This is a genomic window from Citrobacter sp. RHBSTW-00570, from assembly GCF_013739755.1.
Lineage (GTDB): Bacteria > Pseudomonadota > Gammaproteobacteria > Enterobacterales > Enterobacteriaceae > Citrobacter > Citrobacter braakii.
Window position 1 is genome coordinate 2,934,636 of sequence record NZ_CP056399.1, and the last position, 20,603, is coordinate 2,955,238.

20 protein-coding genes are annotated in these 20,603 nt (G+C 54.1%); 11 read left to right on the forward strand and 9 right to left on the reverse strand.

What is annotated here, in order from left to right:
• Position 1 precedes the first annotated feature (1 nt).
• From HV237_RS13985 to HV237_RS14010, 6 genes are all read left to right on the forward strand, one after another.
• On the forward strand, positions 2-658 hold the full coding sequence (locus HV237_RS13985; protein WP_167593144.1) for a TVP38/TMEM64 family protein: 657 nt from the start codon (positions 2-4) through the stop codon (positions 656-658).
• Positions 658-1,365: a TVP38/TMEM64 family protein gene (locus HV237_RS13990; RefSeq protein ID WP_135107969.1), complete on the forward strand. Its 708-nt coding sequence runs from the start codon at positions 658-660 to the stop codon at positions 1,363-1,365. The genes HV237_RS13985 and HV237_RS13990 overlap by 1 nt, the downstream gene beginning before the upstream one ends.
• Positions 1,366-1,398: 33 nt before the next feature.
• Entirely contained in the window at positions 1,399-2,568 is a 1,170-nt protein-coding gene (locus HV237_RS13995) for an ABC transporter substrate-binding protein (RefSeq protein ID WP_047358610.1), read from the forward strand.
• A complete protein-coding gene (locus tag HV237_RS14000; protein ID WP_047358609.1) occupies positions 2,541-4,076 on the forward strand; it encodes a thiamine ABC transporter permease in 1,536 nt (511 codons plus the stop codon). Before HV237_RS13995 ends, HV237_RS14000 begins: the two co-directional genes overlap by 28 nt.
• Positions 4,076-4,708 carry an ATP-binding cassette domain-containing protein gene (locus HV237_RS14005; protein WP_047358608.1) on the forward strand — a complete coding sequence of 211 codons (633 nt, stop codon included), beginning with the start codon at positions 4,076-4,078 and terminating at the stop codon, positions 4,706-4,708. Before HV237_RS14000 ends, HV237_RS14005 begins: the two co-directional genes overlap by 1 nt.
• Before the next feature lie 86 nt (positions 4,709-4,794).
• Positions 4,795-6,102, forward strand: coding sequence for a sulfurtransferase (locus HV237_RS14010; protein ID WP_181541561.1), 1,308 nt, complete (start codon positions 4,795-4,797; stop codon positions 6,100-6,102).
• A 100-nt stretch (positions 6,103-6,202) separates the two neighbouring features.
• Here the strand turns inward: HV237_RS14010 and HV237_RS14015 are convergent, their stop codons facing one another.
• Positions 6,203-6,826: a CDP-alcohol phosphatidyltransferase family protein gene (locus tag HV237_RS14015; RefSeq protein ID WP_047358607.1), complete on the reverse strand. Its 624-nt coding sequence runs from the start codon at positions 6,824-6,826 to the stop codon at positions 6,203-6,205.
• Positions 6,819-7,388, reverse strand: coding sequence for a carboxymuconolactone decarboxylase family protein (locus HV237_RS14020; protein ID WP_047358606.1), 570 nt, complete (start codon positions 7,386-7,388; stop codon positions 6,819-6,821). Before HV237_RS14020 ends, HV237_RS14015 begins: the two co-directional genes overlap by 8 nt.
• Positions 7,389-7,467: 79 nt before the next feature.
• Here HV237_RS14020 and HV237_RS14025 point away from each other — a divergent pair, with 79 nt between their 5' ends.
• The gene (locus HV237_RS14025) at positions 7,468-7,881 is read left to right on the forward strand and encodes a pyrimidine (deoxy)nucleoside triphosphate diphosphatase (protein WP_047358605.1); all 414 of its coding nucleotides are present in this window, start codon (positions 7,468-7,470) and stop codon (positions 7,879-7,881) included.
• Here the strand turns inward: HV237_RS14025 and HV237_RS14030 are convergent.
• Positions 7,841-8,116: a YnjH family protein gene (locus HV237_RS14030; protein ID WP_047358604.1), complete on the reverse strand. Its 276-nt coding sequence runs from the start codon at positions 8,114-8,116 to the stop codon at positions 7,841-7,843. The two genes, HV237_RS14025 and HV237_RS14030, sit on opposite strands and share 41 nt — an antisense overlap.
• A 237-nt stretch (positions 8,117-8,353) precedes the next feature.
• On the opposite strand from HV237_RS14030, the gene gdhA reads away from it, so the two are divergent.
• Positions 8,354-9,697 carry an NADP-specific glutamate dehydrogenase gene (gdhA, locus tag HV237_RS14035; protein WP_016152833.1) on the forward strand — a complete coding sequence of 448 codons (1,344 nt, stop codon included), beginning with the start codon at positions 8,354-8,356 and terminating at the stop codon, positions 9,695-9,697.
• A 63-nt stretch (positions 9,698-9,760) separates the two neighbouring features.
• Here the strand turns inward: gdhA and topB are convergent, their stop codons facing one another.
• From topB to HV237_RS14050, 3 genes are all read right to left on the reverse strand, one after another.
• Positions 9,761-11,707, reverse strand: a complete 1,947-nt coding sequence (gene topB, locus HV237_RS14040; protein WP_019076618.1) for a DNA topoisomerase III — start codon at positions 11,705-11,707, stop codon at positions 9,761-9,763.
• Positions 11,708-11,711: 4 nt separating this feature from the next.
• Positions 11,712-12,755: a selenide, water dikinase SelD gene (selD, locus tag HV237_RS14045; RefSeq protein WP_016152831.1), complete on the reverse strand. Its 1,044-nt coding sequence runs from the start codon at positions 12,753-12,755 to the stop codon at positions 11,712-11,714.
• 116 nt (positions 12,756-12,871) lie between these two features.
• Positions 12,872-13,423, reverse strand: coding sequence for an NAD(P)H nitroreductase (locus HV237_RS14050; RefSeq protein WP_047358603.1), 552 nt, complete (start codon positions 13,421-13,423; stop codon positions 12,872-12,874).
• Between the two features lie 175 nt (positions 13,424-13,598).
• Between HV237_RS14050 and sppA the strand changes: the two genes are divergently transcribed.
• Genes sppA through pncA form a run of 3 tightly spaced genes read left to right on the forward strand, consistent with a single transcriptional unit; the run spans position 13,599 to position 17,180 of the window.
• Positions 13,599-15,455, forward strand: a complete 1,857-nt coding sequence (gene sppA / locus HV237_RS14055; protein WP_016152829.1) for a signal peptide peptidase SppA — start codon at positions 13,599-13,601, stop codon at positions 15,453-15,455.
• Positions 15,456-15,510: 55 nt separating this feature from the next.
• Positions 15,511-16,527 carry an asparaginase gene (gene ansA, locus HV237_RS14060; protein WP_016156311.1) on the forward strand — a complete coding sequence of 339 codons (1,017 nt, stop codon included), beginning with the start codon at positions 15,511-15,513 and terminating at the stop codon, positions 16,525-16,527.
• A gap of 8 nt (positions 16,528-16,535) precedes the next feature.
• Positions 16,536-17,180: a bifunctional nicotinamidase/pyrazinamidase gene (gene pncA, locus HV237_RS14065; RefSeq protein ID WP_135107967.1), complete on the forward strand. Its 645-nt coding sequence runs from the start codon at positions 16,536-16,538 to the stop codon at positions 17,178-17,180.
• A 38-nt stretch (positions 17,181-17,218) separates the two neighbouring features.
• Here the strand turns inward: pncA and HV237_RS14070 are convergent, their stop codons facing one another.
• The 3 genes from HV237_RS14070 to HV237_RS14080 form a co-directional block, all read right to left on the reverse strand.
• Positions 17,219-18,577 (reverse strand): MFS transporter, encoded by a 1,359-nt coding sequence (locus HV237_RS14070; protein WP_016152826.1) that lies wholly within the window; start codon positions 18,575-18,577, stop codon positions 17,219-17,221.
• Between the two features lie 140 nt (positions 18,578-18,717).
• On the reverse strand, positions 18,718-19,476 hold the full coding sequence (locus HV237_RS14075; protein ID WP_016152825.1) for a DeoR/GlpR family DNA-binding transcription regulator: 759 nt from the start codon (positions 19,474-19,476) through the stop codon (positions 18,718-18,720).
• A gap of 136 nt (positions 19,477-19,612) precedes the next feature.
• Complete coding sequence (locus HV237_RS14080; protein ID WP_016152824.1) at positions 19,613-20,596, reverse strand: aldo/keto reductase; 984 nt, start codon at positions 20,594-20,596, stop codon at positions 19,613-19,615.
• Positions 20,597-20,603: the final 7 nt, after the last annotated feature.

The following is a 20,603-nucleotide window of genomic DNA, read 5'->3' on the forward strand; positions in this document are numbered from 1 at the left end:
ATTGTTCTGCGTTCTGGCGGGAGTTTTCTATCATTACGGTCTGACCGATCTGATCACCAATTTCCATCATTTACAAGATGTCATCCGCCAAAGAGGCCTGTTCGGCTATACCCTTTATATCCTGCTGTTTATAGTTGCCGCGTTGTGTCTGATCCCTGGCAGCATCCTGGTGATCGTCGGCGGTGTGCTGTTTGGTCCGGTGACAGGGACGCTTATCTCGTTAGTGGCGGCAACCATAGCTTCGGCGCTGTCGTTTATGCTGGCTCGCTGGGTTGGGCGGGAATTACTGTTGAAATACGTTGGCCATACGGCAACGTTTCAGGCTATCGAAAAAGGCATTGCCCATAGTGGAGTAGACTTTCTGATCCTGACCCGGCTCGTGCCACTGTTCCCCTATAACATTCAAAACTATGCCTATGGGCTGACGGCCATTCCGTTCTGGTCATTTACCGTGATATCTGCGCTAACCACCTTGCCCGGCATCTTTATCTATACGCTGATGTCGCACGAACTGGCCAGCGAAGGGATTAGCTGGGCATTTATCGGTAAACTCAGCGTTGCGGGGCTGGCGCTATTCGTCCTCGTTCAGGCCGCCAAAGCCTGGGCGCGGCATAAACATGTCGATCCGGCGCCCGGTCACGAGTACGCGGGTAAATGATCAAGATGAATAAAGCGCGGCGGACACGCTATTACCGTATAAGCTTGCTTGCCCTGCTGCTGCTCGCCCTGATGGCGTGGGCGTGGATACCTGGCGTGAGTGATTTTCTTCACGCCAGCCTGGCGGCATTTACCACGCTCGATCAGCATGCTCTTGAGAACTTCATTCGTTCTTACGGAACCCAGGCGGCGGTCGTGTCGTTCTTCCTGATGATCTTACAGGCCATCGTCGCGCCGCTTCCCGCCTTTGTGATCACCTTTGCCAACGCCTCGCTGTTTGGCGCATTTTGGGGCGGCGTTCTGTCCTGGAGCAGCGCGATGGCAGGCGCGGCGCTGTGCTTTTTTATTGCCCGCGTTTTAGGTCGCAGCGCCGTGGAAAAACTGACCGGAAAAACGGTGCTGAACAACATGGACACTTTTTTCGAGCGCTATGGCAAGCACACAATTCTTGTCTGTCGCCTGTTACCTTTTGTGCCGTTCGACCCGGTAAGCTACGCAGCAGGCCTGACCTCGATTCGTTTTCGCCATTTCTTCATCGCCACCGGCATCGGTCAGTTACCGGCCACTATCGTCTATTCATGGGCTGGTAGCCTGTTAACCGGCGGCACATTTTGGTTTGTTACCGGCCTGTTCATCCTGTTCGCTCTGAGCGTGGTGATTGCCGTTGCCAAAAGCCTTTATCTTGAGCATCAACGGAAAAAGACCTGAGTCTTTCCCCCCATTTTTAGCAAGGGAGATATTATGCGTTACTGCTTATTGTGCCTGAGTTTGCTGCTCTCTCCGCTGGCGGCTTTCGCCGAGGACACCAGTTGGCAGCAAATCAAAAATGACGCCCGCGGTCAGACGGTGTGGTTCAACGCCTGGGGTGGCGACAACGCAGTTAACCAGTATCTCGACTGGGTTAGCGGCGAGATGAAAACGCACTATGCCATTAACCTGAAAATCGTACGCCTGGCGGATGCCGCCGACGCCGTAAAACGTATCCAGACGGAAGCGGCATCCGGGCGAAAAACCGGTGGATCGGTCGATTTGCTGTGGGTGAACGGCGAAAATTTCCGCACGCTGAAAGAAGCCGGGCTGCTACAGACCCAGTGGGCGCAAACGCTGCCTAACTGGCGCTATGTTGATACCCAGAAACCGGTGAACGAAGACTTTTCCATTCCAACGGAGGGGGCTGAATCACCGTGGGGTGGCGCACAGCTTACATTTATTGCCAGGCACGATCTCACCGCGCAGCCGCCGCAATCCCCGCAGGCACTGCTTGAGTTTGCCCAGGCGCACCCTGGCACGGTGACCTATCCGCGTCCGCCAGACTTTACTGGAACAGCTTTTCTTGAACAGTTGTTAATTTCGCTCACCAACAAGCCGCAGGCGCTGAAAATAGCGCCAGATGCGTCCACATTCGCCGACGTTACCGCTCCATTGTGGCATTACCTTGATGCTTTGCATCCTGCCCTGTGGCGCGAAGGTAAAGATTTTCCGCCCACGCCCGCGCGAATGGATGCGCTGCTCAACGGTGGCACCCTGCGTTTATCAATGACCTTTAATCCTGCCCACGCGCAGCAAAAAGTGGTCCGCGGTGAATTACCCAAAAGCAGCTATAGTTTTGGTTTCTCACAGGGCATGCTCGGCAACGTGCATTTTGTCACCATTCCAGCGAATGCGCGTGCCAGCGCCGGAGCGAAAGTTGTGGCAAATTTCCTGCTTTCACCCAAAGCGCAGCTGCGTAAAGCCGACCCGTCAGTCTGGGGAGATCCTTCGGTGCTTGATCCACAAAAATTGCCTGTCGACCAGCGTAATGCGCTGCTGGCGCGGATCCCACAAGGGCTCCCTGCCATGCTACCAGAACCGCATGCTGCATGGGTAAACGCTCTGGAACAAGAATGGCTACGCCGCTACGGTACACATTAATTCTGCTACTCTGGGCCATCATGGCGGGCGTTTATCTGCCGCTGGCGCCAGCGGCTTTTTCTCTGATAACGCCGGCGCTGAGCACCAGACACTGGCTGGCGCTATTTAGCGATCCTCAACTCCCGCAGGCGTTACTGGCAACGCTGGTTTCCGTAAGCCTAGCGGCTGGTGGCGCGCTGATCATCGCCCTGCTGGCGATCCTCGCCTTATGGCCCGGCGCAGGCTGGGCGCGTCTGTGCACGCGTCTTCCGTGGCTGCTGGCGATTCCACATGTTGCCTTCGCCACCAGCGTGCTGCTGGTTTTTGCCGAAGGCGGCATGCTCTGGCAATGGCTCCCGTTTCTCAGCTCCCAGCCTGACCGCTACGGCATTGGGCTTGGCGTGACGCTGGCGGTAAAAGAGAGTGCCTTTTTGTTATGGATCCTCTCAGCTCTGCTGAGTGAAAAACAGCTTTCGCAGCAGGTTATCGTCCTGGATTCGCTGGGTTACAGCCGACTGCAATGCCTGAACTGGCTGGTTCTGCCCTCTCTCGCCCCCGCGTTAGGCAAAGCCATGCTGGCGATTGTCGCCTGGTCGCTCTCGGTAGTGGATGTAGCAATCGTCCTTGGTCCCGGAAACCCACCAACGCTTGCCGTGTTGAGCTGGCAATGGCTCAGTCAGGGCGATGCCGAGCAACAGGCTAAAGGAGCACTCGCCAGCCTGCTGCTGGTACTGCTGCTACTCATCATCGCGCTGGCGGGGTATCTGCTCTGGCGCGCCTGGCAACGCACTATTCCCGCAGTAAACGGGGAACGCCTGCGTTTTTCATCCTGTACAATCGGACGTTCGCTGGTACAACTTTTGCCCTTTGGCGGTGTGGTGTGCGCGCTGGTTCTGGCGCTGATCGCCAGCTATTCGTCGCTAAATAGTGAGGCGCTCTGCACTAGCCTGCAACTGGGGCTTATCTCCAGCGTGCTGGCGCTGCTGATACTTTTTGCCTGGCTGGAATGGGGTCCGCAAACCGGACACCGTTGGGTCTGGCTACCGCTCATTTTGCCTGCGCTGCCGCTGGTAACTGGACAGTATCTGTTGGCGTTATATGCCGGACAGGATGGGCTGATGATAACCATTGTCTGGGGACACCTGCTGTGGGTGATGCCATGGATGCTGTTTGTGCTCAAACCGGCGTGGCAACGCATTGACCCACGATTGATTTTGATTGCGCAAACGCTGGGTTGGACCCGGGGCCGCATATTCTGGCAAGTAAAATGTCCGCAGCTGGCGCGTCCGGCGCTGGTTGCCTTCGCGGTAGGGTTCTCAGTCAGTATCGCCCAGTATATGCCGACGCTGTGGTTAGGCGCCGGGCGCTATCCCACGCTGACCACCGAAGCGGTAGCATTAAGCAGCGGCGGTAGCACCGCCATTCTGGCAACCCAGGCGCTATGGCAGCTTCTGTTACCGCTTATAATTTTCGCACTGGCGGCGTTTCTCGCTGCGTGGATTGGCCGCTTTCGACAAGGACTCCGCTAATGCTCATTGTACAAAGCGTTTCGTTGTACCAGGGTACGACAGCGCTATTGAAGGACGTTAATTTCCAGGTTAATAAAAGTGACATTGTCACCATTATGGGACCTTCCGGCAGCGGTAAGTCTTCGTTATTTTCGTGGATGATCGGGGCGTTGTCTCCTCAGCTTCAGGCGTCAGGCGAACTGTGGCTCAACGAACAGCGCGTAGACACACTGCCTACTGCGCAGCGCCATATTGGCATTCTGTTTCAGGATGCGCTGCTGTTTGACCATTTCAGCGTTGGGCAGAATTTACTGCTGGCCTTACCCGCCAGCGTGCAAGGTCCCGCCAGACGCCATGCGGTGGAAAGCGCCCTCGCACGCGCGGGCCTGGCAGGATTTTATTCACGCGATCCGGCTTCGCTCTCCGGCGGGCAACGCTCGCGTGTCGCCCTGCTTCGCGCGCTGCTGGCGCAACCCCAGGCGCTGTTACTCGATGAACCCTTTAGCAGGCTGGATGCGTCGCTGCGCGATACCTTTCGCCAGTGGGTCTTCACCGAGGTACGTAAACTGGGTATTCCGGTGGTCCAGGTTACCCACGATGCGCAGGACGTTCCGCCAGCAGGTCGCGTATTACAGATGGAAAACTGGGCGTGAATGTGCCGATATGCTGCGTTAACGCAAGGTTTTTACTTAACTGGCGGCACAGAATGTCGTCCTCTTTTTCAACGTCGGGCTATTCGATGAAACGTGTTTCTCAAATGACCGCGCTGGCACTGGCTTTAGGGCTCGCTTGCGCTTCTTCCTGGGCTGCTGAAACAGCACAGACGCTCACCCTCAACCAGTTACAGCAAAAGCAAGGCGCGGCGATCGATACCCGTCAGAGCGCTTTTTACAACGGCTGGCCGCAATCGCTTAATGGCCCTTCAGGACACGAGCCTTCCGCACTGAACCTGTCTGCCGCCTGGCTCGACAAGATGAATGATGAACAACTCAGCGCCTGGGTTAAGGCACATCACCTGAAAACCGACGCGCCGGTGGCATTGTATGGCAGCGATACTGACATGCAGGCCGTCAAATCCCGCCTGCAGAAAGTCGGCTTTAACGCTATCTCAACCCTCAGCGATGCGCTTACGGACCCTGCCCGCCTGCAACGTCTGCCGCACTTCGAACAGTTGGTTTACCCGCAGTGGCTGCACGACCTTCAGCAGGGTAAAGAGGTGATCGCCAAACCGGCCGGTGACTGGAAAGTGATTGAAGCCGCCTGGGGCGCGCCGAAGTTGTATCTGCTCAGCCATATCCCTGGCGCGGGCTACATTGATACCAACGAAGTCGAAAGCGAACCGCTGTGGAATAAAGTGTCCGACGCGCAGCTCAAAGCGATGCTGGCGAAACACGGCATCCGCCACGACACCACGGTGATTTTATACGGCCGCGATGTCTACGCAGCCGCGCGCGTGGCGCAAATTATGCTATATGCAGGTGTAAAAGATGTTCGTCTGCTCGACGGCGGCTGGCAGACCTGGTCTGACTCAGGTTTACCGGTCGAACGCGGTACGGCACCAACGGTGAAGCCTGAACCTGATTTCGGCATGACGATCCCTGCCCAACCGCAACTGATGCTGGATATGGAACAGGCTCGCGGTCTGCTGCATCGCCAGGATGCGTCTTTGGTGAGCATTCGTTCATGGCCGGAATTTATCGGTACGACCAGCGGCTATAGCTACATTAAGCCAAAAGGTGAGATCGCAGGGGCGCGTTGGGGCCATGCAGGCAGCGACTCCACCCACATGGCAGATTTCCATAACCCCGATGGCACCATGCGCAGCGCCGATGACATCGCCGCCATGTGGAAGCAATGGAATATCCTGCCACAGCAACAGGTCTCATTCTATTGTGGTACCGGCTGGCGTGCTTCGGAAACGTTTATGTATGCCCGCGCAATGGGCTGGAAAAACGTCTCCGTCTACGACGGCGGCTGGTATGAGTGGAGCAGCTCTCCGAAAAACCCGGTCACCAGCGGTGAACGGGGTCCAGACGCCAGCAAGTAAGATTGTCATTGTTGCCGGATGCAGCGAGAACTCTTTACCCAGCCTACATAAACCATCGTTGTAGGCCGAATAAGCGAAGCGCATCCGGCAACGCACTACGTTACGCCTGACGCTGGACCGCTTTCAGCGTCAGATATCCGCTCCAGATCCGGGTGAACGTCGTCATCCAGCACAGCGCGCCAAAGACCCACGCCATTACGGCAAAATATTCCGGGAACAGACATCCCAACACAAACAGCAAAATCGTCTCGGTTCCTTCAGTCAGTCCGCCCAGATAATAAAACGATTTATGCGCATAACCGGGGTTATCAATCTGATGCTTTGCCGCCAGCGCGGCGAAGGCCAGAAAGCTGCTGCCGGTGCCAATAAACGCGAACAACAGCCAACCGCCTGCCAGCGCATTTTGCGCCGGCGCAGCAAGAATAAAACCAAACGGCACTAAGGCGTAAAACAGAAAATCGAGCGAGATATCGAGAAATCCTCCCGCGTCCGTTAGCCCTCTGCGCCGTGCCAGCGCCCCATCCAGCCCGTCAAACAGCCGATTGAGCACAATAGCCACCAGCGCCGCCATATACCAGCCTAACGCCAGAAATGGCAACGCCAGCACGCCAATAGCAAAACCGACCAGCGTAAGTCCGTCCGGGGTAATCGCCGGTTGATCAATGATGCCCACGCAGCGATGCAAAAGCGGTTTTAATCGCGGATGAAGATGGCGGTCAAGCATGCGGGCGTCCTTTAAAACTGTCGCACAGTCCCTGGGAGGGAATATCGAGAGCGGCATTAAAACGCGCCGAGAGATTTTGAAACCCAATCAGCGCGGTCATTTCAGTAATGGCGTCATCGGTAAAATACTGCTTCATCAGCGCTTTCAGCGCATCGTCAACCTGTGGTGGCGTTGCGGTGACCGCATCAGCATAGGCCAGCCCTACACGTTCTTCTGCGCTAAATAGCGTTGATTCTTGCCAGTTGGCAACCTGTAAGACTTTATCCAGCGCGCCGCAGCGTTCAGCCAGCCGTAAACTGTTGGCGTCAACGCAGAAAGCGCAGTGGCACACCTGAGAAACGCGAGTCATCAACAGCGCGCGCATCACCGGCGACAGGCGCGCCTTTTTACGCTCCAGAAACCCGACAAACAGCGCCACCAGCCAGAACAGGAACGGCATCCGCCCCCACCAGCGCGTGGGATGCAGCACATCGCCATAATGTTTTTTCTGCGTAGCAACGAGCGGTTGCAAACTGGAAGGGATACGCGTTAACGGTTTTACCCACGACTGAGGATCGTTCAACGGTGGCTCCTGAATACTTTAGATAAAACAAAGATAACGATAGTATGTCATTTTCTGCCGTTAGATATTGATGAATATAATGAAAACCCTCGACGTGGTCGCCGCTATCATTGAACGTGATGGCAAAATTTTACTGGCTCAACGCCCGCAGCATGCGGATCAGTCAGGTATGTGGGAGTTTGCTGGCGGTAAGGTTGAGCCGGGGGAAAGTCAGCCAGAGGCGCTGATCCGTGAACTGCGTGAAGAGTTGGGCATCGAGGCGGTCGTTGGGCGCTACATTGCCAGCCATCAACGCGAGGTTTCAGGCCGACTCATTCACTTACATGCCTGGCATGTACCGTCATATCAGGGGGAGCTGAAAGTGTATGAACATCAGGATATCGTCTGGTGTTCACCCGAAGAGGCGCTGCGTTATCCGCTGGCGCCTGCCGATATCCCGCTATTAGAAGCGTTTATCCTTTTACGCGACGCCAGACCAGCGGATTCGTGCTGATCGTTTTATCATCGCGCTGGCACTGAAGCAAAACGCCGTCCGCTTTAATCACCGCCCCTTCTGAGTAGTTTTGATCCTGATAAATACAGCACTGACTACAGGGTTGCGCCCGCTGACCGCTGGAACTGAACACTTCCGGCGGGACATTCACCTGCACGTCCGGGCGATAAAGCTGATTTGCCAGCGTCGCGCTGGACACCAGTACCAACGCTCCTGCCATGATTATACGGCGCATATTCTTTCCTTTTTGACTGACAGTTATGCTCAGTATAACGGTATAAACCGGCAGAAACTTTAGCCCTTGCCATCATCGCTTTTGGTTATGACCCACGCCGCAATATTAATTTACTTAGCGCGGTTAATTTTTTCTTGCGTCCCGTCACACTGCTGATGTTATAGTCAAAAACTGCAAAACACTTAACACAAAAATCAAAAATATAACCATATCAATACATAAGAGGTACTTATATCTATGGATCAGACACGTTCTCTGGAGTCATTCCTTAACCATGTGCAAAAGCGCGACCCGAATCAGACCGAGTTCGCGCAAGCCGTTCGTGAGGTAATGACGACACTGTGGCCCTTCCTCGAGCAAAACCCGCGTTATCGTCAGATGTCGTTGCTGGAACGTCTGGTTGAACCGGAGCGCGTGATCCAGTTCCGCGTCGTCTGGCTGGACGATCGCAATCAGGTGCAGGTCAACCGCGCGTGGCGCGTGCAGTTTAGCTCCGCCATTGGCCCATACAAAGGCGGGATGCGTTTCCACCCTTCCGTGAACCTGTCGATCCTGAAATTCCTTGGCTTCGAGCAAACATTTAAAAACGCCCTCACCACGCTGCCAATGGGCGGGGGTAAAGGCGGGAGCGATTTCGATCCGAAAGGTAAAAGCGAAGGCGAAATCATGCGTTTCTGCCAGGCGCTGATGACCGAACTGTTCCGCCATTTAGGGCCCGATACCGATGTTCCGGCGGGCGATATCGGCGTAGGCGGTCGTGAAGTCGGCTTTATGGCCGGGATGATGAAAAAACTGTCCAACAACAGCGCCTGCGTCTTTACCGGTAAAGGTCTCTCTTTCGGCGGCAGCCTGATTCGCCCGGAAGCTACCGGCTACGGTCTGGTGTACTTCACCGAAGCGATGCTCAAACGCCATGGCCTGGGCTTTGAAGGCATGCGCGTGGCCGTCTCTGGTTCCGGTAACGTGGCGCAATTCGCCATTGAGAAAGCCATGGAGTTTGGCGCGCGAGTAGTCACCGCCTCCGACTCCAGCGGAACTGTGGTCGACGAAAGCGGATTTACCAAAGAAAAACTGGCGCGTCTGTGCGCGATCAAAGACAGCCGCGACGGCCGCGTGGCGGATTACGCCCGCGAATTTGGCTTGACCTATCTGGAAGGCCAACAGCCGTGGTCGGTTCCGGTTGATATCGCCCTGCCGTGCGCCACCCAGAACGAACTTGATGTCGATGCGGCACGCGTGCTGATCGCCAACGGCGTGAAGGCTGTCGCCGAAGGCGCAAACATGCCTACCACCATCGAGGCCACCGATCTGTTCCTGGAAGCCGGTGTATTGTTCGCGCCGGGTAAAGCGGCCAACGCGGGAGGCGTAGCGACATCCGGTCTGGAAATGGCGCAGAACGCCGCACGTCTGGGCTGGAAAGCGGAGAAAGTGGATGCGCGCCTGCACCACATCATGCTGGATATTCACCATGCCTGCGTCGAGTACGGCGGCGAAAGCAAGCAAACCAACTACGTACGTGGCGCCAACATCGCGGGATTCGTGAAAGTTGCCGACGCGATGTTGGGCCAGGGTGTGATTTAATTCAGATCTGTTGTTCCCGTAGGCTTGATGCGGCACACATGCCTTATCCAGCCTAAGAGCGCATTACAGGCCCGCCTCTTCAGATGGCGGGCTTTTTTTCGCCGTGCGTTTCCGCGGCGCGCTCTTTTTCTTGTCACCACCACTACTACCCGGTGCGGCAATACCACGGAAGCGTCGTACCGGCGTGCTGCGCGCCTGATCGATTAGCTGATACAGCGTCCCCACCAGCGGCTGCATGAAATCCTGATATCGACACTGCTTTTCGCTGATTTGGGTCAGGATAGATTCCCAGTGCGCGGTCATATCCGGACGCGTCGCCATTTCAGGCAGCGAATGAAACAGCGCTTTTCCGGCATCGGTAGAATGAATATAGCGCCCCTTCTTCACCAGGAAACCACGCTTAAACAGCAGCTCGATAATCCCGGCGCGCGTCGCTTCCGTTCCCAGTCCGTCCGTTGCGCGCAGGATCTTTTTCAGATCTTTATCCTGCACAAAGCGCGCGATTCCGGTCATCGCTGACAGCAGCGTGGCATCGGTAAAGTGCCGCGGAGGTTGGGTCTGTCGTTCAACCACTTCGCCTTTTTCGCACAGCAGTTCGTCGTCTTTTGCCACCACCGGCAGCGGCGTCCCGTCGTTATCTTCGTCGCGCTCTTTGTTGCCAAGCAGCGTACGCCATCCGGCCTCCGCCAGAAAACGGGCTTTGGCAACAAACTTACCTTTCGCGATATCCAGCTCAATAACGCACTTCCTGAATACCGCATCCGCGCAAAACTGCATCAGATATTGACGGGCAATCAGATTGTATATCTTCGCTTCATTATCGTTCAGGTTGATGGACGAACTGCGCGCGGTTGGAATGATGGCGTGGTGCGCATCCACTTTTTTATCATCCCAACAGCGGTTTCGCGTATCGGGATTGACCGCCGGTTGCGGAAGCAGATCCGGCGCATGGACGCTAATCGCGTTCAGCACCGCGTGACGTCCGGCAAAGTGTTCTTCCGGCAGATAACGGCTATCCGAACGCGGATAGGTGATCAGTTTATGGGTTTCATACAGCTTCTGGCAGATATCCAGAACGTTTTGCGCACTTAAGCCAAAGCGTTTCGCCGCTTCAATCTGCAACGCCGACAGCGAAAACGGCAGCGGCGCGGATTCTGATTCCCGTTTATCGTTATAGCTGGTGACGATCGCCGGCTGACCGTTAATGCGATTTACCACGTGTTCAGCCAACGTGCGGTTTAGCAAGCGCCCTTCTTCATCCTGATACGGCTCACACGCTTCGCTCGGCTGCCAGATAGCGGTAAACCGCTCATCGGCGGGCGTCACGATATGCGCCTTTACCTCGAAGAAGTCTTTGGCAACGAAGTTTTCAATCTCTTCATCGCGACGCACAACCAGTCCGAGCACCGGCGTTTGCACGCGCCCGACCGAAAGTACGCCCTGATAGCCCGCGTTACGCCCCAGAATGGTATAAGCGCGCGTCATGTTGATACCGTACAGCCAGTCCGCCCGCGCTCGCGCCAGTGCCGACACGCACAGGGGGATGAACTCACTGTTGGCGCGCAGACGCTCAATCGCCCGCTCGACGGCCTGCGGGTTGAGGTCGTTAATCAGGCAGCGTTGCACCTGCTGGCGCTTTTCAGGGGCCAGTTGCAGGTAATCCAGCACTTCATCCACCAGCAGTTGTCCTTCACGATCGGGGTCACCTGCGTGAATGACTTCACTGGCCTCATGCAAAAATCGCTTAATAACGTTGAGCTGTTTGGTCACCGAGGGACGCGGCTGCAGTTGCCACTTTTCCGGGACAATCGGCAGATCAACCAGACTCCAGCGAGCATAACGACTATCATAGGCATCTGGCTGCGCCTGCTCAAGCAGGTGACCAATACACCAGGTCACCACTTGCCCGTTTCCGCATTCGATAAAACCGTCACCTTTGCGATGCGGCTTCGGCAGCACATCGGCGATAGCGCGCGCCAGACTCGGTTTTTCGGCAATAAACAACCGCATCGAGTTAACGGATCTCAACCATGGCGCGACCGCCACGAGCTTCCACTAACTCACCAATCGCAGTGAGGTCGATGCCAAACTGCGCCGCTGCCGCTTTAACTTCGGCTTCAGCTTCCGGCGTTACCGCTAACAGCAGACCACCGGAAGTTTGCGGATCGCAGAGCAAATCGCGAACCGACTGCGGCATTTCACCCATCAGGTGTCCGTAGCTGGCAAAGTTACGCTGGGTACCGCCCGGCACCGCGCCCTGCGCGATGTATTCTTCAACACCTGGCAGCTTAGGAATAGCCTGGTAGACGATCTGCGCCTGAACGCCGGCCCCCTGACACATCTCGCTCAGATGCCCCAGCAGCCCAAAACCGGTAACGTCGGTCATGGCTTTCACGCCGTCGATATCGGCAAATGCCGCCCCGGCAATGTTCATCCGGCACATTACTTCCGTCGCCAGCCCTTTGTGCTCGTCCTTCAGCAGCGATTTTTTCTCTGCGGTGGTCAGGACACCAATACCCAGAGGCTTGGTCAAAAACAGCTTGCATCCCGCCTCGGCGGTGCTGTTTTTCTTCACGCGTTCAGTTGGAACAACGCCGGTTACCGCAAGACCAAAGATAGGCTCAGGGGCATCGATAGAGTGCCCCCCCGCCAGCGCGATACCCGCCTGACGGCAGGCAAAGCGTCCGCCTTCGGTTACTTCGCGGGCGATTTCCGGCGCCAGCTTATCAAGCGGCCAGCCCAGGATAGCAATTGCCATAATCGGTTTGCCGCCCATGGCGAAAATATCGCTGATGGCGTTGGTGGCGGCGATGCGGCCAAAATCAAACGGATTATCGACAATCGGCATAAAGAAATCGGTAGTGCTGATTACGCTGGTGCCGTTACCCAGATCGTATACAGCCGCGTCGTCGCGGGTTTCATTACCCACCAGTAAGTTTGGATCAACAAACTTCGCCTGCTCGCTGTGCAGGATGGTTTCCAGCACTTTTGGGGAAATTTTACAACCGCAACCGGCTCCGTGGCTGTATTGCGTTAAACGAATAGCTTGCTCGCTCATGGACATCTCCTGTCATTGCAATCCGGATATGGTAGCGCTCATTCCATGATGTGGTAAGAGTGACTGTCTGAATTCGGGTGCCTTTGCTCATAATCCAGACAGTTTTGCCGTTGATATCAGAAATAACGGACGAATGCGCTCGGATCGGCAAGGGTAATCGTCGTGGATGCTTTCAACTGTGGTGTGCCCAGATAGAGAAAACCGACGATTTTATCCTGTGGGCGACAGTCAAACGCTTGGCGGACGACCTCACTTTCGGTTAATGCGCCACTGCGCCAGATACCGCCAAAGCCCTGGGCAATGGCAGCCATCTGCATGGCCATCACCGCACAACCGGCAGACATTTCCTGTTCCCATAGCGGAACCTTGTCGTTTGCTTCACATTTCGCTACCACGGTAATAATCAGCGGTGCGCGAAACGGCGCGCTGCGCGCTTTTTCCTGGGCCTTCTCATCGCTGCCAGATGCAATAGCGCCTTTTTCAAGCACGGCGGCAAAGCGTTCACGCCCTTCGCCCTCGATGACAAAGAATTGCCACGGTTGCAGCGTTTTGTGGTCCGGCGCGCGCATTCCCGCACGCAGAATATTTTGCAGTTGTTCTCCTGCCGGGGCCGGTTCGACGAGACGAGAGGCGCTACGACGGGTCATAAGTAATTCGAGTGCATCCATTTGCTTAACTCCAACAATGAAATTTGTTCACAAAATTAACACGTGAGCGGATTTTGTTACAGCACAGGCGGTGATTCCTGCTGACAAGTGCCTGTCGGGTCATTACGATAGCCTCATCTTATCGCCTTTCTCCGGGATTTCGGGGTGGCGTGTTGTTAATTGGTAGGGAGAATACATGCGAACCCTGTGGCGATTTATTGCCGGATTTTTTAAATGGACATGGCGATTACTCAATTTCGTCCGTGAATTTGTGCTTAACCTGTTCTTCATCTTTTTGGTGCTGGTTGGCGTGGGCATCTGGATGCAGGTCAGCAGCAGCAACACCAGCGAACACGCTGAGCGAGGCGCGCTGCTGCTGGATATCTCCGGGGTGATTGTCGATAAGCCTTCGAGCACCAGTCGTTTAAGCGTTATTGGCCGTCAGCTGTTTGGCGCCAGTTCCGATCGTCTGCAGGAAAACTCCCTGTTCGATATCGTGAATACGATTCGCCAGGCAAAAGATGATCGCAACATCACCGGCATCGTGATGGATCTGAAAAATTTTGCCGGGGCAGACCAGCCTTCCATGCAGTATATCGGCAAAGCACTGCGGGAATTCCGCGACAGCGGTAAACCGGTCTTTGCCGTGGGCGATAACTTCAGCCAGGGGCAGTATTACCTCGCCAGTTTTGCTAACAAAATTTACCTCTCTCCGCAGGGTTCCGTTGATCTGCACGGCTTTGCCACCAACGGTCTGTACTACAAGTCCCTGCTCGATAAGCTGAAAGTCTCCACGCACGTGTTCCGCGTCGGGACCTATAAGTCTGCCGTAGAGCCGTTTATCCGCGATGATATGTCTCCTGCCGCGCGTGAAGCCGACAGTCGCTGGATCGGCGAGCTGTGGCAGAACTATCTCGACACGGTCGCCGCCAACCGCCAGATCCCAGCTCAGCAGGTGTTCCCTGGCGCACAGGCGATGCTGGACGGTTTGACGAAGGTCGATGGAGATACGGCGAAATATGCGCTCGACAACAAACTGGTGGATGCACTCGCCTCCAGCGCCGAAGTCGAAAAAATGCTGACCAAACAGTTTGGCTGGAGCAAAGCGGATAAAAACTATCGCGCCGTCAGCTATTACGATTATTCGCTGAAAACACCGGCGGATACCGGAGACAGCATTGGCGTTATCTTTGCGAACGGCGCGATTATGGACGGTGAAGAAACCCCAGGAAATGTGGGGGGCGACACCACTGCCGCACAAATCCGCGAAGCGCGTCTCGATCCGAAAGTGAAAGCTATTGTACTGCGCGTGAACAGTCCTGGCGGCAGCGTCAGCGCCTCGGAAGTCATTCGTGCTGAGCTGGCTGCGGCAAAAGCGGCGGGTAAACCGGTTGTCGTGTCCATGGGCGGCATGGCGGCCTCCGGTGGCTACTGGATCTCCACCCCAGCCAGTTACATTGTGGCGAACCCCAGCACTTTGACCGGTTCAATCGGGATCTTTGGTGTGATCAACACCGTAGAAAACAGCCTGGGTTCCATTGGTGTACATACCGATGGCGTGGCCACTTCCCCGCTGGCGGATATCTCCATCACCAAAGCGTTACCGCCTGAAGTGCAGCAAATGATGCAATTGAGCATTGAAAATGGCTATAAGCGCTTTATCACGCTGGTCGCGGATGCACGTAAGACAACCCCTGAGCAGATTGACAAAATCGCGCAGGGTCACGTCTGGACCGGTCAGGATGCGAAAGCCAACGGACTGGTAGACAGCCTCGGTGATTTTGACGACGCCATCGCGAAAGCGGCTGAGCTTGCCAAGCTGAAACAGTGGCACATTGCGTATTATCAGGATGAACCGACATTCGTCGATATGGTAATGGACAGCATGTCAGGCTCCGTTCGCGCCATGCTGCCCGAAGCTATTCAGGCCATGCTCCCGGCGCCGCTTGCTTCTGCGGCCAGTGCAGTTAAAGCGGAAAGCGATAAGCTGGCCGCGTTTAACGATCCGCAAAACCGATATGCGTTTTGCCTGACCTGCGCCAACGTTCGCTAACAATTGCCCCCTCTTCGGGATGAAGAGGGGTTTTCATTGAGACAGAAGAAAAGTCATGCAAAAGAAATCGATTTACGTTGCCTATACCGGCGGTACCATTGGTATGCAGCGCTCAGAACAGGGTTATATTCCTGTTTCTGGTCATCTCCAGCGTCAACTGGCATTGATGCCTGAATTCCACCGCCCGGAGATGCCAGACTTCACCATCCACGAATACGTCCCGTTGATGGATTCCTCCGACATGACGCCGGAAGACTGGCAGCATATTGCGGAAGACATTAAAGCGCACTACGACGATTACGATGGTTTTGTCATTCTGCATGGCACCGACACCATGGCGTTTACGGCTTCGGCGCTCTCTTTTATGTTGGAGAATCTGGGTAAACCGGTCATTGTGACAGGGTCACAAATTCCGCTGGCAGAGCTACGTTCAGACGGGCAAATCAATCTGCTCAACGCGCTGTACGTTGCGGCAAATTATCCGATCAATGAAGTAACCCTGTTTTTCAACAATCGACTGTTTCGCGGCAATCGTACCACTAAAGCGCACGCCGATGGCTTTGACGCCTTTGCCTCACCCAACCTTGCGCCGCTACTGGAAGCCGGGATCCACATCCGTCGACTGGGAACTCCGCCAGCACCGCACGGCGCAGGTGAACTGATTGTTCATCCTATTACTCCACAACCGATTGGCGTGGTCACCATTTACCCAGGTATCTCCGCTGATGTGGTGCGTAACTTCTTGCGCCAGCCGGTAAAAGCGTTAATTTTGCGCTCCTACGGCGTGGGCAATGCACCGCAAAATAAAGAGTTTCTGCAAGAACTTGAAGATGCGAGCTCGCGTGGCATTGTGGTGGTGAACCTGACCCAGTGTATGTCCGGCAAGGTAAACATGGGTGGCTACGCGACGGGTAACGCCCTCGCCCACGCTGGCGTGATTGGCGGCGCGGATATGACCGTCGAAGCCACACTCACCAAATTGCACTATTTACTCAGTCAGGGACTGGATGTGCAGAGCATTCGTGAAGCTATGACGCAAAATCTGCGCGGCGAGCTCACCCCGGACGAATAAAGGAGTCTATGCCCATGGCCCGAGCCTTACTGTTGGTCGATTTACAAAATGACTTTTGTGCCGGCGGCGCTCTCGCTGTTCCGCAAGTCGACAGCACAATCGAGATTGCCAACCGTCTGATTGACTGGTGCGCCCTACGCGGCGACACGGTTGTTGCCAGTCTGGACTGGCATCCGGCTAATCACGGTAGTTTTGCCAGCCAGCATCAGGTCGCCCCCTACAGTCAGGGACAACTGGATGGTCTGGCGCAAACGTTCTGGCCCGATCATTGCGTGCAAAACAGCGAAGGGGCGGCCCTGCATCCGCTGCTGAACCAGCGTGCGATAGCGAAAACCTTCACCAAGGGCGAGAACCCGCTGGTCGACAGTTACAGTGCGTTTTTTGATAACGGTCGTCGTCAGGCAACCGCGCTGAACGCCTGGCTGCTCGAACACCGTATTGCTGAGCTTATTATCATGGGTCTGGCTAGCGACTATTGCGTTAAATTCACCGTTCTGGATGCGCTCGATCTTGGTTATACCGTCAGCGTTATTACCGACGGCTGCCGTGGCGTCAATATTCAACCCCAGGACAGTGCAGAGGCGTTTATGGAAATGGCCGCAGCGGGCGCAACGCTGTATACGCTTGATGACTGGCTGGAAACCCATCGCTAATTGATGTCGACAGGATCCCCCCCTGTCGGCACGTTATCTCAAGCCAGTGTCGAAATCTCCTCCAGCGAAATTTTGCGTGTTTCGATGCCAAAGCAAAAAAGAATCAGCGCGCACAGCACCAGCATTATGCCTAGCACGATAAAGACCGTAATCGAGCCGTAGCGGGTCAACAAGATAGCGACGCCATAGGGCGTAAATACTGCGACAATTCTTCCCACGGCATTCACAAAGCCCGATCCCCGCAATCTAAGGTGTGTGGGCCACAGTTCGGGGACATATACCGCAGAGGCAAAGCACACGTACATATACAAAAAAAAGATCATCACCAGCCCATAGCTCAAAATAGCCCACTCTTCGGTTTGAATCGAATAGAAATATCCGAGCAGCGCGATAATAATCAACAAGAATGAACCAAACAATCGACGTGGAAAACGATCAATAATCAGTGTGGCAATAAATATCCCAACGGGTGCGCCAATCATAATTATCGCGGTCATAAAAATAGATTTCGTCACATCGATTCCCGAGTTAACAAAAATCGTCGGGATCCATACCGTAATGGTATAGAGCGAAATATTCATCGCGATAAGCACGGTGATTGCCACCAGCGTACAACGCAACATCGGCCCTTTGAACAAGAGCCAAAATGAATCACTTTCCGTGCTTATATCCGCCGTCAGGCAATCGCTATGGCAGGGAGGTAAAGTGATGTTTTTTTCTTTCTGAATTTGCAGTTCCACCTGTAGAAGATGTTTTTCAGCTTCGTTTCTCTTTCCTTTGCCAGCCAGCCAACGAGGAGATTCAATATAATACTTTCCCGACAGATACCATGCTAAGAGCATCGCCATGCCACCGAGTAAAAACATCATCCGCCAGCTTAGAAAGGCGATAATCACAACGCCAATCGCCGCTGAAAGCATCGGCGACCAGTTGCCGACAAACGACAGGCGAGCAGACCACTTCCCACGCACCCCGGGCGGAATAAATTCAGTAAATGAGGCATAGCCCACCATAATCAGCGCACCCATTCCGCTCCCCATTAGGAAGCGGAAAAAGATAAGCCAATACATGTTAGGCACAAACGTTGCCGCACAGGCAGAGACCCCGACGATCAGCAAATTGAAGCGGAACGCTTTGCGTCGACCAAGATAATCACCAATAAAGCCACCGGTTAGTGAGCCAATAAAATAGCCAAACATCAGAGCCGAGGTAAACGCGGCGTTGAGGTAATTATTTGACCAACCGGTACTGACTAATTTTGCCAACACCACATTCCCGGAATAGCTGAGAAAACCGGTGACTAATAAACTAAAACTGATAATGCCGAAAATACGAAAATGAAATCGAGATAAAGGCAAGCGATCTAATCTTGCACCGATAGGGTCACATTGTTCCATCTGGATGCCTCAAATTAAGCTAAATAGAAAGTATGGCGATCGCGGCAGAAAAAATCTCACCGCGCCATCCATCATCATTAGATTCTTATGGCATTTTCCAGGTGCAAACTAAAATAATATCGACACGACCCACGTTAAAATTAATATACGAGTTGAATATTATTTTCTTTGCAAAATGCAATCCACTCTGCACCCGGTGCCTTATTGGTTATTAGGTAATTAATATGGCTAAAGTCCACGAGCTGGACGAACGCTTTACGATCGAACTTCGAATGATCAACCAACAGAGCCACCTCGGTCGCCTGGCGGATCATCGTCTTTTTGATTTCCGCTTCCGCTTCGTTAGAGTCAAGCGCTCCGCTCTGCATATCCAGACCTTTGCAGCTCATCACCAGGATATCAACATGATAGCGGCTGATAATCTCCTTGGTGATCCTTCCCTGAAGCGACAGCGTATTCTTATTTAATTCACCGCCAGTAGAAACAACGTTAATTTCTGACTGTGCAAGTTCATGAAAAGCTTCAGCCGAGTTGGTCAGTAGCGTCAGATCGTTTCTTTCCTTCAACAGTTTCAATAATTCCATCGCGGTACTGCTGGCGTCGGCAGCCATGGTGGTCTTATTTTTAATGAACGGTAATGCATTACGGGCAATGATCTGCTTTTCTTCAAAAAAAGATTTTGCACGCTTATAAAAATGGATATTGTCGGACAACGCGGTTGTATTGAGTACAGCACCGCCATATGTCCGGGTCAAAAAACCTTCATCTTCCAGTTTTTCCAGATCGCGGCGAATCGTTTCTTCAGTCACCTGAAAGATCGAACTTAAATTAGATACCGCTACTTTCTTATCATTCACCACCATTTGCTTAATGGCCTGAATCCTGTCTTTTGCCGCCACGATGACACCTCTGTTTGCTGCAAAGTAATAATAAGACCCAAGTATCTCACAGGCCATGTTTATTTTCAAAATAACATGTCTGAATCACAGATTTTAGTGCTATTTTACACAGAAACAGAGGTGAACCCCATTTGGCTTATTTTGTATCCAACGCCTCAGCCATTCGCCTCATCAATAAAGAATCATCATCGGTCAGGGGAATCGTTAACGCCTGAACATTATCACGGACCTGTTCAGGTGCGGTTGCGCCGCTCAGCAAGGTGATTAAATCGCTTTGCTTTAAAATCCACGCCAGTGCCAGCGCGGGGATTGTGCAGCGGTATTTTTCGCACAACGGCCGCCATTGCTCAAGCATGTCAATCACCCGTAGCATATTGTCTCGTTGGAACCAGACTTTGTTGGCCCGCGCCCCGCCAGGGACATAATCGCGATCAATAGTTCCGGTCAGTAGACCCTGCTCAAGCGGTGAATATACCTGCACCACGATGCCATGCTGCTGACATAACGGCAGCAGTTCAGCTTCCAGTGCCCGGTCAAGGATGCTGTACTTGGCCTGGATGATATCCAGCTCACCGTGTTTGAGATACTCCCTGATATGTTCCGCATCGACGTTAGCCGCACCGATAGAACGAATTTTCCCCTCTTTCTTGAGTGCGTTTAGTGTATCGACGGTTTCCGCAATCGGCGTAAAACAGGGTTCGACCGACTGCCAGTGGGTCATGTAGATATCAATGCTCTCAATACCCAGTCTTTGCAGACTGGCATCCACCTCTTCGCGAATCGACTCGGGTGTGAGATTTTTATACAACTGCCGGTCGCCCACTTTGTTAAACAAACTTCCTGTTCGCTCCCAGACGATGCCGCATTTGGTTTCAACAACGATATCGTTACGCGGCAGTTTTTTCAGCGCCTGCCCGACAATCACTTCACTATTGCCGAAGTTGTAACCTGGCGCGGTATCAATCAAATTAATACCGCAGCGATGCGCCTCAACAATGGTATCAATACAGACCTGCAGATCGAGATCGCCGTTCCACGCCGGACCGCCGCCAATCGCCCATGTGCCTAATCCCATGCGGGAAAGCGTAATATCCGTACTGCCTAAAGGAATCATTTTCATCTGCCGC

Excerpts from the sequence above, each read along its gene's own strand:
- HV237_RS13995 (WP_047358610.1), top strand. The coding sequence starts at position 1,399 with ATGCGTTACTGCTTATTGTGCCTGAGTTTGCTGCTCTCTCCGCTGGCG.
- HV237_RS14000 (WP_047358609.1), top strand. The coding sequence starts at position 2,541 with ATGGCTACGCCGCTACGGTACACATTAATTCTGCTACTCTGGGCCATC.
- HV237_RS14005 (WP_047358608.1), top strand. The coding sequence starts at position 4,076 with ATGCTCATTGTACAAAGCGTTTCGTTGTACCAGGGTACGACAGCGCTA.
- HV237_RS14010 (WP_181541561.1), top strand. The coding sequence starts at position 4,795 with ATGAAACGTGTTTCTCAAATGACCGCGCTGGCACTGGCTTTAGGGCTC.
- HV237_RS14015 (WP_047358607.1), bottom strand. The coding sequence starts at position 6,826 with ATGCTTGACCGCCATCTTCATCCGCGATTAAAACCGCTTTTGCATCGC.
- HV237_RS14025 (WP_047358605.1), top strand. The coding sequence starts at position 7,468 with ATGAAAACCCTCGACGTGGTCGCCGCTATCATTGAACGTGATGGCAAA.
- HV237_RS14030 (WP_047358604.1), bottom strand. The coding sequence starts at position 8,116 with ATGCGCCGTATAATCATGGCAGGAGCGTTGGTACTGGTGTCCAGCGCG.
- gdhA (WP_016152833.1), top strand. The coding sequence starts at position 8,354 with ATGGATCAGACACGTTCTCTGGAGTCATTCCTTAACCATGTGCAAAAG.
- topB (WP_019076618.1), bottom strand. The coding sequence starts at position 11,707 with ATGCGGTTGTTTATTGCCGAAAAACCGAGTCTGGCGCGCGCTATCGCC.
- selD (WP_016152831.1), bottom strand. The coding sequence starts at position 12,755 with ATGAGCGAGCAAGCTATTCGTTTAACGCAATACAGCCACGGAGCCGGT.
- HV237_RS14050 (WP_047358603.1), bottom strand. The coding sequence starts at position 13,423 with ATGGATGCACTCGAATTACTTATGACCCGTCGTAGCGCCTCTCGTCTC.
- sppA (WP_016152829.1), top strand. The coding sequence starts at position 13,599 with ATGCGAACCCTGTGGCGATTTATTGCCGGATTTTTTAAATGGACATGG.
- ansA (WP_016156311.1), top strand. The coding sequence starts at position 15,511 with ATGCAAAAGAAATCGATTTACGTTGCCTATACCGGCGGTACCATTGGT.
- pncA (WP_135107967.1), top strand. The coding sequence starts at position 16,536 with ATGCCCATGGCCCGAGCCTTACTGTTGGTCGATTTACAAAATGACTTT.
- HV237_RS14070 (WP_016152826.1), bottom strand. The coding sequence starts at position 18,577 with ATGGAACAATGTGACCCTATCGGTGCAAGATTAGATCGCTTGCCTTTA.
- HV237_RS14080 (WP_016152824.1), bottom strand. The coding sequence starts at position 20,596 with ATGAAAATGATTCCTTTAGGCAGTACGGATATTACGCTTTCCCGCATG.